An 18,137-nucleotide genomic window follows, 5' to 3' on the forward strand; every position below is an offset into this window, starting at 1 on the left:
GACGCTAATCGCACAGTTACGGGAACATGCGGTAATGACTGATTCGACCGCAGCTGGTCCAAATTCTCCGGAATCGACCGGGGTTCCCGACAGGAATGATCACTCCGACAGCCGGTTCGGCAATCGTCCGATAATCACCCGGCAGCCCGACAATAAAAGCCGGAACCGAAGTCGAAACAGGAATCCGAACGCGCATCGCAAAACCCGACGGACCACGAGACGAAAACACCGGCCGAGCACACGCCGAAAAACGCCGGAAACACCCGACGAAATCCCGAACGAGCCGAAAACGCGAGCCCGAACGTAGGCCGGACGCGAACCCGCCCCGCCTCACCCCGCTCAGTCCGCGACGCGGTTTCCCCACCGCTCGTCGCGCTGCTCCACCACCGGAGCCGCCCCCGACTCCACGCCGGTGGCACGCTCCCCTTCCGCGTCCGCGTCCTCGTCCTCTTCGTCGACGACCTTCACCGGCGGCGGAGCCTTGGACATGATCAGCCAGGTGATGTAGCAGGCCACCAGGAACGGCGGCACACCCAGCGCGACCTTCGCGATGCCCAGAGCCGTGACGTTGCCCGTCCAATAGATCGGGATCTGGATCACGATGCGCAGCACGAACATGACGAACCAGACCCAGGTGGCCTTGCGGTACGCCGCGTAGCGGGCCGGGATCTGTCGCCAGGTGAAGTTCTCGCCCAGCATCGGGCCGAGCAGGACGCCGATGATCGGCCAGCGGCTCAGAATCGAGATCAGGTAGACGAGCGCGGAGCCACCCGACCAGAACATCCCGAACGCGTAGAAGTTCTCCGCCTTGCCCGACTTGACCGCGATCCACCCGGCCAGCGCCACGCCCAGGAAGCCGCCGAGCGCGTGTTGCAGCGTCTCCCGGCGGGCGATCCGCACCACCGCGAACACCAGCGCGATACCGCCGGCGGTCATCGCCGCCGTCCAGGTGGACCGGCTGATCGTGTAGGCGATCACGAAGACCAGCCCCGGCACGGTCATGTCGATCATGCCCCGCACACCGCCGAAGGCGGCGATCATCGAGGCCGCGCTGTCGGTGGGGGCCGGGCTGTCGCCGGGCACGTCGGACGTGGGCTTATCCATGGAGGCGGTCACTCGTTCACTCTCGGCCGACGGGGCGCAGTTCATACCTGGGGTTGAACAGAACGGGCCGCCCCTGAGTGGTGCTGACCCGACCGTGGGCGACCAACTGCCGCCCCGGCTCGATCCCGGCTATTCGCCGGCGACCCAACCAGACCACGGACAACGCGCCCGATCCGTCGTAGATCTCCGCCTCGAGCGCGGGTACGCCCGCGCGCGGCCGGAAGGTCACCGTGCGCAGCGTGCCGCCGACGGTGATCAGATCCCGCTCGACCACGTCCACGATCTTCGTACAGCCCAGCCGCTGGGTGTCGTGCAGCAGCTCCTCGGCGTGCAATTCCTCGTGGGTCGACGTCCATCGATCCAACATTCGCCGCAATCGCCCGGATCTACGCTCCACGCCGGCTGCGCTACCACTCATGCCGGCAAGGGTACCGCCTATCCCACGGCCCACCGAGGTCCGAAACCTCCCACCCACGTTCGGCCCCCGCGGCCCGACCGACCCCACCGGCCCCCAACCCCGCCACCGCGTCGCACCACGCCCTCGGCCCACGACCCGCACGCGCCGCCGACGCGCGGCCGAGACCCGCCCTATCCCTCGAACCGATACCCCATCCCGGGCTCGGTCAGCAGATGCCTGGGGTGCGACGGGTCGTGCTCCAGCTTGCGCCGCAACTGCGCCATGTAGACCCGCAGATAGTTCGTCTCCGTCCCGTACTGCGGCCCCCACACCTCCTGCAACAGCGCCCGCTGGCTGACCAGCCGGCCCGCGTGCCGCACGAGCACCTCCAGCAGATGCCACTCGGTCGGCGTCAGTCGCACGTCCGCGCCGTCGCGCGAGACCCGCTTGGCCGCGAGGTCCACCGTGAACGAGTCGGTGACCACGACCGGCGCCTCCTCCTCCGGCACCGCGCGCCGCACCGCCGCCCGCAGCCGGGCCAGCAACTCGTCCATCCCGAACGGCTTGGTCACATAGTCGTCCGCGCCCGCGTCCAGGGCCGCGACCTTCTCGGCCGAGGCGTGCCGCGCGGACAGCACGATGATCGGGATCCTGGTCCACCCGCGCAGACCCTTGATCACCTCGACCCCGTCGATGTCCGGCAGCCCCAGGTCCAGCAGCACCACGTCCGGATGCCGGTCCGCGGCGGCGGTCAGCGCCGCAGTACCGTCGCCCGCGGTGTCCACGTCGTAGCCGCGGGCCTTGAGGTTGATGGCCAGGGCCCGCACGATCTGTGGCTCGTCGTCGACGACCAGGACCCGTGTCATCGTTGTTCCTCCCAAGTGGTTCGTTCCTCGGCCGCGGGGGTGGATCCCGCGACCGCGCCGCCGGCCGGCGATCCGGCCGTGCGCAGCGCCAGCACCATCGTCAATCCGCCGCCGGGGGTGTCCTCCGCGGTCAGCGTGCCGTCCATGGCCTCCGCGAAGCCGCGGGCGACCGCGAGCCCGAGCCCCACCCCGTTGCCCTTGGGCGCGTCGCCCAGGCGTTGGAACGGTTCGAAGATCCGCCCCTTCGACTCGTCCGGCACGCCGGGACCGCGGTCGGCCACCCGCAGTTCGACCCGATCCCTGAGCGCGCCGGCCGACACGTGTACCCGGCGGCCCGGCGGGTTGTGCTTGACCGCGTTCTCGATCACGTTGGCCAGTACACGCTCCAGCAGCCCCGCGTCCGCGCACACCGCCGGCAGCGTCTCGGGGATGTCCAGCGCCACCCGCTCCTCGGCCACCCCGGCCAGCGCGCCCGGCACCACCTCGTCCAGACCGATGTCGCCCATCAGCGGGGTCACCGTCCCGGTCTGCAACCGGCTCATGTCGAGCAGATTGCCGATCAGCGTGTCGAGCCGGTCGGCGCCGAACTCGATCGCCGCCAACAGCTCCGCCTCGTCCTCCTCCGACCAGCTCACATCCTCGGCCCGCAGGCTGGACACGCTCGCCTTGATCGTGGCCAGCGGGGTGCGCAGGTCGTGCGAGACGGCGGCGAGCAGCGCGGTTCGGATGCGGTTGCCCTCCTTGAGCTGCCGCGCCTGCGCCGCCTCCGCGACCAGTTGCCGGCGCTCCAGCACCACCGCCGCCTGCGCCGCGAACGCCCCGAGCACCCGCCGGTCCTCGGCCGGCAGCACCCGCCCGGACAGGGTGAGCGCGAGCGAGTCGGACACCGGCACGTCCACGTCGGCGTCGTCGGGCCTGATCGCGGGATGTGGTCCCACGCTGCCGACGCACGACCACGGGCTGTGGTGTCCCTCGCGCTGGAGCAGTGCGACCGACTCCATCCCGAACGTCTCGCGCACCCGGTCGAGCAGCGCCGGCAGCGCCTGCTCGCCGCGCAGCACGCTGCCCGCGAGAAAGCTCAGCGTCTGCGCCTCGGCCTGACTGCGCGCGGCCTGGTGGGTGCGCCTGGCCGCCAGGTCCACCACCGAGGCCACCGACAGCGCGACCAGCACGAAGATGCCGAGCGCGAGCATGTTCTCCGGGTCGGCGATGGTCAGGTTGTGCAGCGGCGGCGTGAAGTAGTAGTTGAGCAGGACCGAGGACACCACGGCGGTCAGGATCGAGGCCCACAGGCCGCCGATGAGGGCGACCGCGACGGTGACCGTCAGGTACAGCAGCATCTCGGTGGACAACCCGTGGCTGCCGCGCGTCGCGTCCAGGATGACGGTGACCGCGACCGGCCCGATCACCGTCACCGCCCACGACGCGAGCCGCCTGCCGCGCCCCAGGGGCGAGCGCAGCGGGCGCAGCACCCGCCCCACGCCGGCGTGTTCGTGGGTGACGATGTGGGTGTCGATGTCGCCGGACTGCGCGGCGACGGTGGCACCGACGCCGGGGCCGAACAGGTACTGCCAGGGTTTGCGCCGGCTGCTGCCGAGCACGATCTGCGTCGCGTTGACGCCGCGCGCGAAGGACAGCAGCGCGGTGGGCACGTTCTCGCCGACCACCGAGTGGAACGTGCCGCCGAGCGACTCGACCAGCGCGCGCTGACGGGCCAGGGCTTCCGGGGAGGCGCCGGTGAGGCCGTCGCTGCGCGAGACGTAGACCGCGAGCAGTTCGCCGCCGGAGCCGCGGGTGGCGATCCGCGCGGCGCGGCGCAGCAGGGTCTCCCCCTCGGGGCCGCCGGTCAGGCCGACGACGATGCGCTCGCGCGCCGGCCAGGTCGCGTCGATCTGGTGTTCGCTGCGGTACTGCTGGAGGTATTCGTCCACCCGGTCCGCGGTCCACAGCAGCGCCAGCTCGCGCAGCGCGGTCAGGTTGCCGATGCGGAAGTAGTTGGACAGCGCCGCGTCGACCTTCTCCGGCGCGTACACGTTGCCGTGTGCCATCCGCCGGCGCAGCGCCTCGGGCGCCATGTCGACCAGTTCGATCTGATCGGCCCGGCGGACCACCTCGTCGGGCACGGTCTCGCGTTGGGGCACGCCCGTGATCGACTCGACCACGTCGTTGAGCGATTCGAGGTGCTGGACGTTGACCGTGGAGATCACGTCGATCCCCGCGTCGAGCAGCTCCTCGATGTCCTGCCAGCGCTTCTCGTTGCGCGAGCCGGGCACATTGGTGTGCGCGAGTTCGTCGACGAGGGCGATTTTCGGCCGCCGGGTGATCACCGCGTCCACGTCCATCTCGGTGAACGAGCCGCCTCGGTGGACCATGTCCCGTCGGGGGACCACCTCCAGCCCCAGCAGGGCCTCCTCGGTGGTGGGTCGGCCGTGGCATTCCACGAAACCGACCACGACGTCGCTGCCGCGCCCGCGCCGACGCTGCCCCTCGCCCAACATCGCGTAGGTCTTGCCGACGCCGGGCGCCGCACCGAGATAGATCCGGAGCTTGCCGCGTGCCATGACACCCATTCTCTGTCTCGGGTCGGAGGGTGCCGACATCGGCACGCTCCGACCCGTGAACATCGTGTCCGCCTCGTCAGCGGGTCAGCTTGGCGAGGGCGATGTTGAGTTCCAGCACGTTCACCCGTTCCTGGCCGAGGAAGCCGATGGTACGGCCGTCCTCGTGCTTGTCGACCAGCGCGCGCACCTCGGCCGCGTCCAGGCCGCCGCGTTCCCTGGCCACCCGCTCGACCTGGATCAGCGCGTACGCCCTGGAGATGTGCGGGTCCAGGCCGGATCCGCTCGCGGTGACCGCGTCCACGGGGACGCGGTCCTCGCCGACGCCGTTGAACTCGGCGACCTGTGCCTTGCGCTCGGCGACGAGCTTGACGAAGGTCGGGTTCTCGGGGCCGTAGTTGGACGCGCCCGAGCCGAGGCCGTCGTAGTGGGCGGCCGAGGGACGCGGTTGGAACCACTTCGGGTCGGGCAGCGGGCCGACGCCCGCCGCCTGCTCGGCGCTCAGCGCGCCGCCGCCCTGGAGGTAGGTGTATCCGGTGCCGTCCGCCGTCGCCAGCACCTCGCGGCCGTCCGCGTCGAACGTGCGCGGGTTGCCCTGGGCGTCGACGAGGTCGAAGGACTGGCCGATCAGGCGGGAGCCGACGTCCTTGCCGTTGACGCTGACCATCGAGCCGTCGGCGTTGTCCTTGAACAGCGCCTGGGCGATCCCGGTCATCGACAGCGGATACAGGATGCCCAGGAGCACGGTGAGCACGAGGAAGGCGCGCAGGGCCGCGCCCAGGACGCGGATGCGGGTACTGAAGGTGGTGGCCATCTGAATCAACCGATTCCGGGGATGAGCGAGACGAGCAGGTCGATGATCTTGATCCCGACGAACGGGGCGATCAGTCCGCCGAGGCCGTAGATCCGCAGGTTGCGGGCGAGCAGCTTGTCGGCCGACATCGGCCGATAGCGCACACCGCGCAGGGCCAGCGGGATCAGGGCGACGATGATCAGGGCGTTGAAGACGACCGCCGAGATGATCGCCGACTCGGGGGTGGCGAGCTGCATGATGTTGAGCTTGTCCAGCGGGCCCAGGGCCTCGGCGCCCTTGATGCTCGCGAACATGGCCGGGATGATCGCGAAGTACTTCGCGACGTCGTTGGCGATGGAGAACGTGGTCAGCGCGCCGCGCGTGATCAGCAGCTGCTTGCCGATCTCCACGATCTCGATCAGTTTGGTCGGGTTCGAGTCGAGGTCGACCATGTTCCCGGCCTCTTTGGCCGCCGACGTGCCGGTGTTCATCGCCACGCCGACGTCGGCCTGGGCCAGCGCCGGCGCGTCGTTGGTGCCGTCGCCGGTCATCGCGACCAGCTTGCCGCCCGCCTGCTCGCGCTTGATCAGCGCGAGCTTGTCCTCGGGGGTGGCCTCGGCGAGGAAGTCGTCGACGCCCGCCTCGTCCGCGATCGCCTTGGCGGTCAGCGGGTTGTCGCCGGTGATCATCACCGTGCGGATGCCCATCCGGCGCAGCTCGTCGAATCGTTCCCGCATGCCCTCCTTGACCACGTCCTTGAGGTGGATGACGCCCAGGATCCGGGCGCCCTCGGTGTCCTCGACCGCGACCAGGAGCGGCGTGCCGCCGGCGGCGGAGATGGCGTCGACCAGGTCGCCGGACCGGGCGGGGACGGTGCCGCCGCGCTCGGACACCCAGGCGTTGATCGCGGAGGCGGCGCCCTTGCGGACCATGCGCACCCCGCGCTCGTCGGTCAGGTCCACGCCCGACATCCGGGTCTGCGCGGTGAAGGCGATCCACTCGGCGTGGGCGAGTTCGCCCTGGTGCCGCTCGCGCAGCCCGTAGCGCTCCTTGGCCAGCACCACGATCGAGCGGCCCTCGGGCGTCTCGTCGGCGAGCGAGGACAGTTGCGCCGCGTCGGCGAGTTCCGCCTCCTCGACCCCGTCCGCGGGGACGAACTCCGACGCCTGCCGGTTGCCCAGCGTGATCGTGCCGGTCTTGTCGAGCAGCAGCGTCGACACGTCGCCCGCCGCCTCCACGGCGCGCCCCGACATGGCCAGCACGTTGCGCTGCACCAGTCGGTCCATGCCGGCGATGCCGATCGCCGACAACAGCGCTCCGATGGTGGTCGGGATCAGGCAGATCAGCAGCGCGACGAGGATGATCATCGACTGCTCGGCGTGCGCGTACATCGCCATCGGCTGCAGCGTGACGACCGCGAACAGGAAGATGATCGTCAGCGACGCGAGCAGGATGTCGAGCGCGATCTCGTTCGGCGTCTTTTGCCGGGCGGCGCCCTCGACGAGGGCGATCATCCGGTCGATGAAGGTCTTGCCGGGCTCGGTGGTGATCTTGACGACGATCCGGTCCGACAGCACCTTCGTGCCGCCGGTGACCGCCGAGCGGTCACCGCCCGACTCGCGGATCACCGGCGCGGACTCGCCGGTGATCGCCGACTCGTCCACACTCGCGACACCGTCGACGACGTCGCCGTCGCCGGGGATGATGTCGCCGGCCTCGCAGACCACCAGGTCGCCGATGGCCAACGCGGTGGCCGCGACGCGCTCCTCGCGGCCGTCGACCAGGCGCCGGGCGACCGTGTCGGTCTTGGCCTTGCGCAGCGTGTCCGCCTGCGCCTTGCCGCGTCCTTCGGCGACCGCCTCGGCCAGGTTGGCGAACACCACGGTCAGCCACAGCCAGACGGCGACCAGCCAGGCGAACGTGCTCGGGTCCTTGATCGCCATGACGGTGGTGATCACCGAGCCGATCTCGACCACGAACATGACCGGGGTACGGACCATGGTCCGCGGGTCGAGTTTGCGCAGCGCGCCGGGCAGCGACTTCAGCAGTTGGCGGGGTTCGAACAGGCCGGCCGAGACCCGGCCGGGGCCGGCGGGGGTGTCGACGTGCGCTTCGGTGGGGCGTATCGCGGTGTCTGTCATGCCAATCCCTCGGCAAGCGGCCCGAGGGCCAGGGCGGGGAAGAAGGTGAGGCCGGTGATGATCAGGATCACGCCGACGAGTTGGCCCACGAACAGGGGCTTGTGCGTCTTGAGGGTGCCCGCGGTGTCGGGGACGCTGTTTTGCTCGGCGAGTCGTCCGGCCAGGGCGAGTACCAGGGCGATCGGCACGAACCGGCCGATCAGCATGGCCAGCCCGATCATCGTGTTGTAGAACTCGGTGTTCGCACCGAGCCCGGCGAACGCGCTGCCGTTGTTGTTCGCCCCCGAGGTGAACGCGTACAGCACCTCCGAGATGCCGTGCGGCGAATCGGAGTTGAGGATCGCCGCCTGTTCGCCGGGCAGCGCGATGGCGATGCCGGTGAAGGTCAAGATGGTCGCCGGCACCACGAGGATGTACATCGCGACCAGCTTCATCTCGCCGGCGCCGATCTTCTTGCCCAGGTATTCGGGCGTGCGGCCGACCATCAGACCGGCCACGAAGACCGCCAGGATCGCCATGATCAGGATCCCGTACAGGCCCGAGCCGACGCCGCCCGGCGTGATCTCGCCGAGCATCATGCCCAGCATCGTGATGCCGCCGCCGAGGCCGGTGAACGAGGAGTGGAACGAGTTGACCGCGCCGGTGGAGGTCATCGTGGTGGAGACCGCGAAGACCGACGAGCCGGGGATGCCGAACCGCTGTTCCTTGCCCTCCATCGCGCCGCCGGCCAGTTCCGGCCCGGCGCCGTTGCCGTGCGCCTCGGTCCACCACATCAGGCAGACCGCGACGAACCAGACCACGAACATCGCGGCGAGGATCGCGTAGCCCTGCTTGAGGTTGCCCACGAGCCGGCCGAAGGCGCGCGGCATGGAGAACGGGATGACCAGGATCAGGAAGATCTCGAACAGGTTGGTGAACGCGTTCGGGTTCTCGAACGGGTGCGCCGAGTTGGCGTTGAAGAAGCCGCCACCGTTGGTGCCCAGCTCCTTGATCACCTCCTGCGAGGCCACCGGACCACCGGGGATGGTCTGCGTCCCGCCCGACAACGTCCGCACGGTGTGCGGGTCGGAGAGGTTTTGGATCGTGCCCGACGCGACGAGCACGATCGTGCCGATGATCGCGATGGGCAGCAGGATCCGGATCGAACCGCGGATCAGGTCGACCCAGAAGTTGCCGATCTCCCCCGAGCGGACCCGCACGAATCCGCGCACCAGCGCGATCGCCACGGCCATGCCCACCGCGGCCGACACGAAGTTCTGCACGGTCAGGCCGACCATCTGGACCGTGTGGCCCATGGCGGTCTCACCGGAGTACGACTGCCAGTTCGTGTTCGCCGTGAACGACGCCGCGGTGTTGAACGCCTGGTCCGGCGTGATCGGCTTCATGCCGAGGTCGAACGGCAGGTGGTCCTGGAACCGCTGCAGGGCGTAGAGCCCGAGCAGCGAGAACATGGAGAACCCGAGCACGCTGCGCAGGTAGACGGTCCAGCGCTGTTCGGCGTTCGGATCGGCGCCGATCAGCCGGTACAGGACGCGCTCGCCGCGCAGGTGCTTGTCGCTGGAGTACACGCGGGCCATGTAGTCGCCGAAGGGGCGATGTACCGCGGCCAGGACGGCTGTCAGCAGGGACAGTTGGAGTATCCCCGCGAGCGTGACGCTCACCTAGAACCTCTCGGGGAAGATCAGGGCCAGGATCAGGTAGCCGAGCAGGGCGACGGCGACGCTCAGGCCGACGATGCTGTCCGCGTTCACAGCTTCGCCACCCCCTTGGCGATTCCGACGACCAGCGCGAAGAACGCGATCGTCAGGCATACGAAGGCCAGATCAGCCATCGCGGGTACTCCTTGGAACGGACGGGCGCTTGATCGCCCGTGGCGAGGTCATTGATAGCAGTTCCAAGCCGTCAAAAATCGCCATAAAAGGGGCAAAGTCGAAAGCGTTGGCGGCGCCCTAACGTGCTTATATGCCTTCTTGACGCGCCCTTGACATCACGATTCGCGGTGCCCGGAACCGCGCACGCACGAAGCCCGGTCCCACCTTTCGGCGGGACCGGGCTTCGGTGTCCTCGGGGGTACGGCTATCGGGCGGCGGGGCTAGCGCACCTCGGTGATCTCCGGGCCGCGCTGGAAGGGGTCCAGATCGCCCGCGAAGCGGTTGTCCTCGGCGCCCTGCTGCGGCACCGCGAGCCCGCTGTTCGGGTCCACCTGGGCGTTCTCCGGCAGGCGCAGCAGGATCGGGTCGCGCGGCGCCATCGGGTCGTTGCCGCGGACCACGACGGTGTCGCGGAACATGCCCTCCAGGTCGGCGCCCACGGCGGGATCCACCGCGGCCCGGCCGGAGATCACTCCGCGCAGGAACCAGCGCGGGCCGTCGCAGCCGACGAACCGGACCAGCTGGTGGCCCTGCGTGCCGTCGGGGAGCTGGACCGGCACCTGGGCCCGCAGCTCCCAGCCCAGACCCGCGTCCTGCTCGTCCACGACACCACCCTGCTGGGTGATGCCGGAGGCGATCTCGGCGCGCACCTCGTGCCAGATGCTCTCGTTGCGCGGGGCGGCGAACGCCTGCAGCTGCAGGCCGCTGTCCTCCAGCACCACGGTGGCCGCGATGATCATGTCGTTGGAGACCTCGACCCGCAGTTCCATCCGCGGGTCGGCCGGGATGAGCATCCCGCCGAGGTCGATGCGATCCTCGTGGGGATCCTCGAGCTCGTCGAAGTCCCACGGTCCGTCCGGCCGGGGCGCGGGCGGGATCGGTCGACTCAGCTCGTCGAGGTCCGCGTCGTCGGAGTCCGATGCGGCTCCGGCGTCGGGCGCCTCGTCGGCTTCGTCCTCGTCCTCGATGATCTCGTCGAGGTCTTCGCGCTCCTCGACGGGCAGATCATCCTTTTCGCTGCGTCGGCGACGACCGAACACGTCACAGTCCTTCCCTGTCGGAAGCCGAGTGTTGCACGATGCCCGCGCTGCCCGCCGCGCCGACGCTCGAAACGCCGACCGCCGCGTGCCCGCCGGTGGAACCGAAGCCGCCTTCGCCCCGCCCGGAACCGGGCAGTTCGGCGACCTCGTGGAACCCCGCTCGCTCGACCCGTTGGATCACGAGTTGGGCGATACGGTCGCCGCGTCGGAAGACGACCGGCGTACGCAGGTCGTGATTGACCACGACAACCTTGATTTCGCCACGGTATCCCGCATCGACGGTGCCCGGGGCGTTCACCAGGGATACTCCGCACCGCGCGGCGAGTCCCGAGCGCGGATGCACGAACGCGGCGTAGCCGTCGGGGAGCGCGATCGCGATGCCCGTGGGCAACACCACGCGCTCGCCGGGGGCGATCTCCGCGTCCTGCGCGGTCACCAGGTCGGCGCCGGCGTCGCCGGGGTGCTCGTACGCGGGCAGCGGCAATTCGGGGTCGAGCCGGCGCACCAGGACGTCGACACTCGTGCTCACGGGTTCACCTCGAACGCTCGGCCGGACTTGATCAGGTCGGGGTTGTCCAGGACGCGCCGGACTTCCTCCGCACGTCCATTGTCGACGAAGTGCTCGAGTCCGACGCTGACGAACAACGCGGCCGCCTCGACCGCGATCGGCCCGTCCGCGGCGTCGAGCCGGCCCACCGCACGCGAGTAGATCTTGCGGCCGGCCACCGCCTCGCACCAGGCGTGGATGTACAGGGTGCTGCCCACCGGCACCGGGCGGCGAAAGTCCGTCTCCAGGTGACCGGTCACCGCCGTGGTGTGCAGCATGTATCCGATCGCCCCGAGCGCCTCGTCGAACGCGCAGGTCAGCAGCCCGCCGTGGGCCAGGCCCGGGGCGCCCTGGTGCTGGGCGGTGACGGTGAACTCGGCGTCCACGGATACGCCCTCGCCGGCGCGCGTGCGAAGGCGCAGCCCGCCCGGGGCGGCCTCGCCGCAGCCGAAACAGTCGCTGTAGTGCTCGCCCAGCTCGGTGCCGGGCGACGGGGCGTCCGGGTGGGGCTGGGGCACCACCGCTTCCGGAGGCGGGGTCAGGGATGTTGGTCGACTCACGCCGAAGGACACTACCGTCGTTCCGACCGACACCTGCGCAGAGGCTCGGGGGCCTCGAGCGCCGCGGCCCGGGAGGGTCGCGGGACGGAAGGAAGCGCATGACCAAGAGTGTGGTCGTCACCGGGGCGACCGGTGGGATCGGCCTGGCCGTCGCCCTGGAACTGGCCGGATCCGGGTTCGACGTGATCGGCACCGCCCGGACCGAGGAGAAGGCCGAGCGACTGCGCGAGAGCGCCGAGCGGGCCGAGGTGGGCGTGCGCACGGTCCTGCTCGACGTCGCCGACGCCACCTCGACGGTGCGGGCCTTCACCGAGATCGCCCAGATGACCGACGGCGGCCCGTGGGCGGTGGTCAACAACGCCGGCATCGCCCAGCCCGGCGCGATCGAGGACGTGGACGACGAGGGGGTCCGCGCGCAGTTGGAGACCAACCTGGTCGCCCCCGCGCGGATCGCGCGCCTGGTCCTGCCGCAGATGCGCCGTCGCCGGGACGGGCGGATCGTCAACATCTCCTCGCTCTCCGGGCGGGTCTCCTCGCCCTTCGTGGGTTGGTACTGCGCGAGCAAGCAGGGCCTGGCGGCGGTCTCGAACGCGCTGCGGATCGAGACCGCCGGCTTCGGCGTGAAGGTGGTGCTGATCGAGCCGGGCAGCTTCGGCACCGACATCTGGGAGCGGAGCATGGCCCGGATGCCGCCGCGCAAGACGTCGGCGTACCAGGACTCCTACGAGGTCGCCGACGAGGTGTTGCGGCGGGCCAAGACGCTGCCCGACCCGGCCCCGGTGGCGCACGCGGTGCGCACCGCGCTGAGCGTGCCCCGGCCGCGCCCGCGCTACCTGGTGGGCAACGACGCCCGGGCCGGGGCGGCGCTGGACCTGCTGGCCCCGACCGCGCTTTCCGATTACGCCAAAGGAGTGGCGACGGGCCTGCGCACGCCCCCGGAGCGGGTCACCCGCGCCCTGGCCCGGTTGACCCGGCGGCACGGCCCCCGCTGAAACCCGGAGGCCGCCCATGACAGGCTTGGAGCCATGCAGGCGTACAGCGAACGACTCGGCGTGCCGGCCTCGTGGTGGGCCCTGACCGTGCTCATGGGCGTCTCGGGCGGGCTGGTGGGCCTGGCCTTCGGGATCGTGCCGACCATCGTGCTCGCCCTGGTCCTGGGCGCGCTGACCGCGTGGGCCACCGGTGCCTACGGCTCGGCGCGGATCACCGTGACCGAGACCGAGTTGTGCGCGGGGCGCGCGCGGGTGCCGTTGAGCGCGCTCGGCGCGGGCGTCGCGCTCGACCCCGAGCAGGCGCGCGCGTTGCGGATGGAGAACGCCGACCCGCGCGCGTTCATGCTGTTGCGCGCCTACATTCCGGGGGCGGCGCGGATCGAGGTCGTCGACCCGGCCGATCCGACGCCCTACCTCTACCTGTCCTCGCGCAACCCCCGGCGCCTGGTCGACGTGGTGGCCGCGCTGCGCGCCCGCGCCTGACTCGGCCGCGGGCGGGCCCGGTCCGGCTCGATCGAGCCGAAGGGGCTCGATCCGGACCGGCGCCGACAGTCAAGAACGCCCGCCCTGTGCCGGCGGACGTTCGACTTCGTACGTCATGCGTGCGTTTTCGGTGTCTCCCGTGCTCCATGTCGTGTCCTTGTGTTCAAGGACGCTCGGCGAACGTCGACGGTCCAACTCCTGCCGGTACCCGTGTGGCGTGTGCAGGGTTGCCGTTCATCGCCGGTCGTCCTCGACCGAACACGGTCAGGCGCAGTCGCTGCAGATCGGCTGGCCGTCCTTTTCCTTGGCCAGCTGGCTGCGGTGGTGCACCAGGAAGCAGCTGGAGCAGGTGAACTCGTCGGCCTGCTTCGGGACGACCCGGACGGACAGCTCCTCGTTGGAGAGGTCCGCGCCGGGAAGCTCGAGAGACTCGGCCTGCTCGAACTCGTCGACGTCGACCGAACCGGCCGACTTGTCCACGCGCCGAGCCTTCAGCTCCTCGATGCTGTCTTCGTTGATGTCGTCGTCGGTCTTACGCGGGGTGTCGTAGTCGGTTGCCATGTACCTCTCCCCCTCCGGGTGGATCTGCGGTGCTCAGTCGTGCGGGCACCGCCCCTGAACCTTCATTGGACGATGCCTTCAGCGCTCGTAACGCGCGAGGGGCCGGAGTTGTGCCCGACCCGAAGCGCAGATTTTGCCTTACATCAAGGCTCGTTACGCAATCGACACCCAACCGAACCCCCAAAGAGGTGACTTGGTTGGATGGGGGGCCACTGTAACCCCGTACCGCCCTGCACAACCAGGAGGAATCGTGACGGTCTACGCGCTGGGTGATCAAGTACCCAAGGTGCACCCCGATGCGTATGTGCACCCGGACGCGGTCGTGATCGGCAGCGTGGAGATCGGCGCGGATTCTACGGTGTGGCCGGGCGCGGTATTGCGCGCGGACCACGGCCGCATCGTGATCGGCGAGCGCACGTCGGTACAGGACGGGTGCGTCCTGCACACCACGGCGCCGTGGCCGACGGTAGTGGGCGACGAGTGCGTGATCGGTCACATTGTGCATTTGGAGGGCTGTGTGATCGAGGATCGGTGCCTGGTCGGCAACGGCGCGGTGGTCATGCATCAGGCCGTGGTGCGGACGGGTGCGCTGGTGGGAGCGGGTGCGGTGGTCGGAAACCGGATCGAGGTGCCGTCCTACGCGATGGCGCTCGGGGTGCCGGCGAAGATTCGGGAGAACGCGGTCGCGCCCGGCGCGTTCGCGGAGGCGGTGCGCAGCTACATCGACAACGGCCGCCGATTCCGTCGCGACCTGCGCCGCCTGGACTGATCCGCCGCCGGCCCGCCCTGACCGGATGTGTCCGATCGCACACGCGGGCGCCGGTTTGAATGCCCGGATCGACCCGTATATAAGTGCGACACGGGGGGTTGAAACCATACGGGGAGATACGTGCTCGAGTTGGCCGGCCTGGACAAACGGTTCGGCGCGAAGGTCGTCCTGGACGACCTCTCGCTGACCGTACAGCCAGGCCAGATGTTCGGATTCGTCGGCACCAACGGGGCGGGCAAGACCACGACCATGCGCATCGCGCTGGGTGTGTTGGCGGCCGATCGGGGTGAGATCCGCTGGCGGGGCGCGCCCGTCGATCGCACGGTGCGACGACGCTGGGGATACATGCCGGAGGAACGCGGCCTGTATCCGAAGATGCGCATCCGGGACCAGCTGGTCTACCTGGCCGAGCTGCACGGGATGTCGCGGACCGAGGCGCAGGCCTCGGCCGCGCGCTGGTTGACCCGGCTGCGGGTGGCGGGCGCTCCCGGGGACCGGCTGGAGACCCTGTCTCTGGGCAATCAGCAGCGGGTGCAGTTGGCCGCCGCGCTGGTGCACGAGCCGGAGCTGCTGGTCCTGGACGAGCCGTTCTCCGGCCTGGACCCGGTCGGTGTGGATGTGATGGCGGGGGTGCTGCGCGAGCGCACCGCGGCGGGGGCCTCGGTGGTCTTCTCCAGCCATCAGCTCGAACTCGTCGAGTCGCTCTGCGACGCGGTCGGGATCATCAACGGCGGGCGCATGCACGCCTCGGGCACGGTGGCCGAATTGCGCGGCGACGATCGCGCGGTGCGCTATCGGGTGCGCGTCGCGGGGGCGCCGGCGGGCTGGGCGGACGCACTGCCGGGCGTGCGGGTGCTCGGCGCGGCCGAGGAGGACGCGGTGCTGGTCGAACTGCTGCCGGGAACGAGCGAGCAGGCGCTGCTCGACGCGGCCCGGGCGGCCGGGCGGGTGCTCGCGTTCGCTCCCGCCGCCCCCTCCCTCGCCGAACTCTTCCGCGAGGTGGTCAACGGCGAGGGCGCCGACCCGGAGGCCGGCGAGCCGCCGGTCTCGCACCCGGAGGCAGGCGGCACCGCGGGCGCGAACCCGACGGTCGGCAAGGAATCGGAGGTCGGCGCGTGAGCACCGGTGGCAGCACGTTTTGGTCCGCCGTGCGGCTGGTCGCGCGCCGCGAGTTCACCGAGCGCATCCGGGACCGGGGTTTCCAGATCTCGGTGGGCGTCATGCTGGTGATCCTGCTCGCCTCGGTGGCCATCCCGGCCGCGATCGGCGGCGGCTCGGAAAAGTACGACGTGGCCTTCCTGGGTCCGCAGCAGGCGCAGCTGGCGCAGACCGCCGAGCGTCAGGCGGCGCTGCTGGACGTGGACGTGCGCGTGGGCACGGTGGCCGACCGCGCGGCGGCGGAGAAGGCGCTGGCCGACGGCAAACTGGACGCGGTCGTGGCCGACGGCCGGATCCTGGTGGACACCACGCTGTCCGACCCGCTGGCGGCCGTGCTGCAGAGCGCCTGGGCCACCGTGGAGCGCGATCTGCGGCTGAGCGCGAGCGGCATCGACCCGGGCGCGGTGAACCAGGCGTCGGCGATCCGACCGATGCCCAAGACCACGCTGGATCCCGACGCCGACGAGCGCGACACGCGCAAGGGCATCGCCTTCGTCGGCACCCTGGTGCTGTACGGCATGTTGATGCTCTTTTGCATGTGGGTGGCCAGTGGCGTGGTGGAGGAGAAGTCGAGCCGGATCGTGGAGATCTTGCTGGCCACCGTGCCCGCCCGGGCGCTGCTGACCGGCAAGATCCTCGGGATCGGCCTGCTCGGGCTGCTGCAGATGCTGGTGACCGCGGTGGTGGGACTGGCCGCGGCGTCCGCGTTCGGCAGCGTCGAGTTGAGCGGGGCGATGATCTATCCGGTGGCGCTGGTGCTGCTGTGGTTCGTGGTGGGCTACGCGCTCTACGCGTGCATGTTCGCCGCGGCGGCGGCGCGGGTGTCCCGCCAGGAGGATCTGCAGAACGTGATCACGCCGATGACCTCGCTGCTGATCGCCTCGTTCCTGGCCGCGATCTTCCTCGGGCAAAAGGGCGGCACGATCGCCCACGTGCTGTCCTACATCCCGCCGTTCTCGGCGATGCTCCAGCCGCCGATGACCGCCGCCGACGAGGTGTCGGTGGTGGAGAACCTGGTCGCCTTCGCGATCGCGCTGCTCGCGCTGGTGGGCCTGGTTCGACTCGCGGCCCGGATGTACGAGGGCGCGGTGTTGCGGATGGGCGGCAAGGTCGGCTTCAAGGAGGCCCTCGGCACGGCCCGCAAGGGCTGACCCGGCACCGCGTACGACGGGCCCGCCGCCTCCGATCGGGAGGCGGCGGGCCCGTCGCGCGTCGTGGTGCCGGTCAGGCGCGGTTGGCCGCCTTGCGGGCCTCCAGGGCCAGCCGGCGCTCCTCGAAGCGGGTCGCCTGGGTGTCGAGGCCGCTCAGGAACACCGCGAGCTCCTCGCGGGACTTCTCGCCCTCCGGGCCCAGGTCGGTGCGCTCCATCACCTTGAGGTTGCGCAGCACCGGCAGCAGCACGTCGTTCTGGTGGATCGGCAGGTTGTACACGCCGCCCACGGCGAGCTTGACCGCCGCGCGCTCGAAGCCGCTGATCCCGTGTCCGGGCATCCGGAAGTCGGTGACCATGTCGGTCACCGCGCGCATCGCCTGGTCCGGCGCGATCTCGAAGGCGGCCTTGAGCAGGTTCCGGTAGAAGACCATGTGCAGGTTCTCGTCGGTCGCCACCTTCGCGAGCAGCTGCTCGGCGATCGGGTCGCCGCAGGTGCGGCCCGAGTTGCGGTGCGAGACCCGGGTGGCCAGCTCCTGGAAGGTCACGTAGGCGATCACGTGCAGCGGATTGTCCATGTGGTCGCCCTGGTAGCCGGCCTCCATGTGTTCCATCCGCGAACGCTCCAGCGCGACCGGGTCCACCGCCCGGGCGGCCATCAGGTAGTCGCGGATCGCGATGCCGTGCCGGCCCTCCTCGGCGGTCCACCGGTGCACCCACGTGCCCCACGCACCGTCGCGGCCGAACATCGCCGCGATCTCGTAGTGGTAGCTGGGCAGGTTGTCCTCGGTCAGCAGGTTCAGCGTCAGCGCTATCCGGCCGACGTCGGTGAGCCCCGACTCCTCCGGGGTCCACGCCTCGCCGCCCAGTACGCCGTCGAAGTCGCGGCCCGCGCTCCACGGCACGTACTCGTGCGGGAACCACTCCTTGGCCACGGCGAGATGGCGGTCGAGCTCGACGGCGACGACCTGCTCCAACTCGCGAAGCAGGTGCGGGCCGGTCGGTGCGGCGGCGAGAAGATTCATCGGCACTCCAGTGCATAGGCAGACAGCGTCGTACAGCGGCAGACACGGAGGACGACGCTGTGCATCGCCCGCACGACGCGTCCCTACGTTCCCGTAACTTACGACAGCGTAGGTTGGTTCCA

General features: G+C 70.2%; 18 protein-coding genes. 5 read left to right on the top strand and 13 right to left on the bottom strand.

What is annotated here, in order from left to right; all coding sequences use genetic code 11:
* Positions 1-339: 339 nt before the first annotated feature.
* From B4N89_RS06685 to B4N89_RS06735, 11 genes are all read right to left on the bottom strand, one after another.
* Complete coding sequence (locus tag B4N89_RS06685) at positions 340-1,104, bottom strand: DUF3159 domain-containing protein (RefSeq protein ID WP_235618495.1); 765 nt, start codon at positions 1,102-1,104, stop codon at positions 340-342.
* 16 nt (positions 1,105-1,120) lie between these two features.
* Entirely contained in the window at positions 1,121-1,522 is a 402-nt protein-coding gene (locus tag B4N89_RS06690; RefSeq protein WP_078974939.1) for an OB-fold nucleic acid binding domain-containing protein, read from the bottom strand.
* Between the two features lie 170 nt (positions 1,523-1,692).
* Entirely contained in the window at positions 1,693-2,367 is a 675-nt protein-coding gene (locus tag B4N89_RS06695; RefSeq protein WP_078974940.1) for a response regulator, read from the bottom strand.
* A complete protein-coding gene (locus B4N89_RS06700; protein ID WP_078979156.1) occupies positions 2,364-4,928 on the bottom strand; it encodes a sensor histidine kinase in 2,565 nt (854 codons plus the stop codon). Before B4N89_RS06700 ends, B4N89_RS06695 begins: the two co-directional genes overlap by 4 nt.
* 76 nt (positions 4,929-5,004) lie before the next feature.
* Entirely contained in the window at positions 5,005-5,739 is a 735-nt protein-coding gene (locus B4N89_RS06705) for a potassium-transporting ATPase subunit C (RefSeq protein WP_078974941.1), read from the bottom strand.
* A gap of 5 nt (positions 5,740-5,744) precedes the next feature.
* Positions 5,745-7,859, bottom strand: a complete 2,115-nt coding sequence (gene kdpB / locus B4N89_RS06710) for a potassium-transporting ATPase subunit KdpB (protein WP_078974942.1) — start codon at positions 7,857-7,859, stop codon at positions 5,745-5,747.
* A complete protein-coding gene (gene kdpA, locus B4N89_RS06715) occupies positions 7,856-9,520 on the bottom strand; it encodes a potassium-transporting ATPase subunit KdpA (protein WP_078974943.1) in 1,665 nt (554 codons plus the stop codon). The genes kdpB and kdpA overlap by 4 nt, the downstream gene beginning before the upstream one ends.
* On the bottom strand, positions 9,521-9,610 hold the full coding sequence (gene kdpF / locus B4N89_RS06720; protein WP_078974944.1) for a K(+)-transporting ATPase subunit F: 90 nt from the start codon (positions 9,608-9,610) through the stop codon (positions 9,521-9,523).
* Between the two features lie 341 nt (positions 9,611-9,951).
* Positions 9,952-10,770 (bottom strand): DUF3710 domain-containing protein, encoded by an 819-nt coding sequence (locus tag B4N89_RS06725; protein ID WP_078974945.1) that lies wholly within the window; start codon positions 10,768-10,770, stop codon positions 9,952-9,954.
* A 1-nt stretch (position 10,771) separates the two neighbouring features.
* Entirely contained in the window at positions 10,772-11,299 is a 528-nt protein-coding gene (dut, locus tag B4N89_RS06730) for a dUTP diphosphatase (RefSeq protein WP_078974946.1), read from the bottom strand.
* On the bottom strand, positions 11,296-11,877 hold the full coding sequence (locus tag B4N89_RS06735; protein WP_078979157.1) for a PaaI family thioesterase: 582 nt from the start codon (positions 11,875-11,877) through the stop codon (positions 11,296-11,298). Before B4N89_RS06735 ends, dut begins: the two co-directional genes overlap by 4 nt.
* Positions 11,878-11,975: 98 nt before the next feature.
* Between B4N89_RS06735 and B4N89_RS06740 the strand changes: the two genes are divergently transcribed.
* Together B4N89_RS06740 and B4N89_RS06745 are read left to right on the top strand one after the other, a co-directional pair.
* Entirely contained in the window at positions 11,976-12,869 is an 894-nt protein-coding gene (locus B4N89_RS06740) for an SDR family oxidoreductase (protein ID WP_078974947.1), read from the top strand.
* Positions 12,870-12,902: 33 nt separating this feature from the next.
* Positions 12,903-13,352, top strand: coding sequence for a DUF3093 domain-containing protein (locus tag B4N89_RS06745; protein ID WP_078974948.1), 450 nt, complete (start codon positions 12,903-12,905; stop codon positions 13,350-13,352).
* Between the two features lie 264 nt (positions 13,353-13,616).
* Here the strand turns inward: B4N89_RS06745 and B4N89_RS06750 are convergent, their stop codons facing one another.
* Positions 13,617-13,913, bottom strand: a complete 297-nt coding sequence (locus B4N89_RS06750) for a DUF4193 domain-containing protein (protein WP_078974949.1) — start codon at positions 13,911-13,913, stop codon at positions 13,617-13,619.
* 250 nt (positions 13,914-14,163) lie between these two features.
* Here B4N89_RS06750 and B4N89_RS06755 point away from each other — a divergent pair, with 250 nt between their 5' ends.
* The 3 genes from B4N89_RS06755 to B4N89_RS06765 all read left to right on the top strand — a co-directional run bounded on the left by B4N89_RS06755 (position 14,164) and on the right by B4N89_RS06765 (position 16,991).
* Entirely contained in the window at positions 14,164-14,682 is a 519-nt protein-coding gene (locus B4N89_RS06755) for a gamma carbonic anhydrase family protein (RefSeq protein WP_201260799.1), read from the top strand.
* A gap of 120 nt (positions 14,683-14,802) precedes the next feature.
* Complete coding sequence (locus B4N89_RS06760; RefSeq protein ID WP_078974950.1) at positions 14,803-15,801, top strand: ABC transporter ATP-binding protein; 999 nt, start codon at positions 14,803-14,805, stop codon at positions 15,799-15,801.
* A complete protein-coding gene (locus B4N89_RS06765; protein WP_161500650.1) occupies positions 15,798-16,991 on the top strand; it encodes an ABC transporter permease in 1,194 nt (397 codons plus the stop codon). Before B4N89_RS06760 ends, B4N89_RS06765 begins: the two co-directional genes overlap by 4 nt.
* 73 nt (positions 16,992-17,064) lie before the next feature.
* On the opposite strand, the gene B4N89_RS06770 is transcribed toward B4N89_RS06765, so the two are convergent.
* Entirely contained in the window at positions 17,065-18,015 is a 951-nt protein-coding gene (locus B4N89_RS06770; RefSeq protein WP_078974952.1) for an acyl-ACP desaturase, read from the bottom strand.
* Positions 18,016-18,137 lie beyond the last annotated feature (122 nt).

Source organism: Embleya scabrispora (assembly GCF_002024165.1).
GTDB classification, from domain to species: Bacteria; Actinomycetota; Actinomycetes; order Streptomycetales; family Streptomycetaceae; genus Embleya; species Embleya scabrispora_A.

What these genes read in the sequence shown, in the direction of transcription:
- B4N89_RS06685 (WP_235618495.1), bottom strand. Translation starts at nt 1,104, where the DNA reads ATGGATAAGCCCACGTCCGACGTGCCCGGCGACAGCCCGGCCCCCACC.
- B4N89_RS06690 (WP_078974939.1), bottom strand. Translation starts at nt 1,522, where the DNA reads ATGAGTGGTAGCGCAGCCGGCGTGGAGCGTAGATCCGGGCGATTGCGG.
- B4N89_RS06695 (WP_078974940.1), bottom strand. Translation starts at nt 2,367, where the DNA reads ATGACACGGGTCCTGGTCGTCGACGACGAGCCACAGATCGTGCGGGCC.
- B4N89_RS06700 (WP_078979156.1), bottom strand. Translation starts at nt 4,928, where the DNA reads ATGGCACGCGGCAAGCTCCGGATCTATCTCGGTGCGGCGCCCGGCGTC.
- B4N89_RS06705 (WP_078974941.1), bottom strand. Translation starts at nt 5,739, where the DNA reads ATGGCCACCACCTTCAGTACCCGCATCCGCGTCCTGGGCGCGGCCCTG.
- kdpB (WP_078974942.1), bottom strand. Translation starts at nt 7,859, where the DNA reads ATGACAGACACCGCGATACGCCCCACCGAAGCGCACGTCGACACCCCC.
- B4N89_RS06740 (WP_078974947.1), top strand. Translation starts at nt 11,976, where the DNA reads ATGACCAAGAGTGTGGTCGTCACCGGGGCGACCGGTGGGATCGGCCTG.
- B4N89_RS06745 (WP_078974948.1), top strand. Translation starts at nt 12,903, where the DNA reads ATGCAGGCGTACAGCGAACGACTCGGCGTGCCGGCCTCGTGGTGGGCC.
- B4N89_RS06750 (WP_078974949.1), bottom strand. Translation starts at nt 13,913, where the DNA reads ATGGCAACCGACTACGACACCCCGCGTAAGACCGACGACGACATCAAC.
- B4N89_RS06770 (WP_078974952.1), bottom strand. Translation starts at nt 18,015, where the DNA reads ATGAATCTTCTCGCCGCCGCACCGACCGGCCCGCACCTGCTTCGCGAG.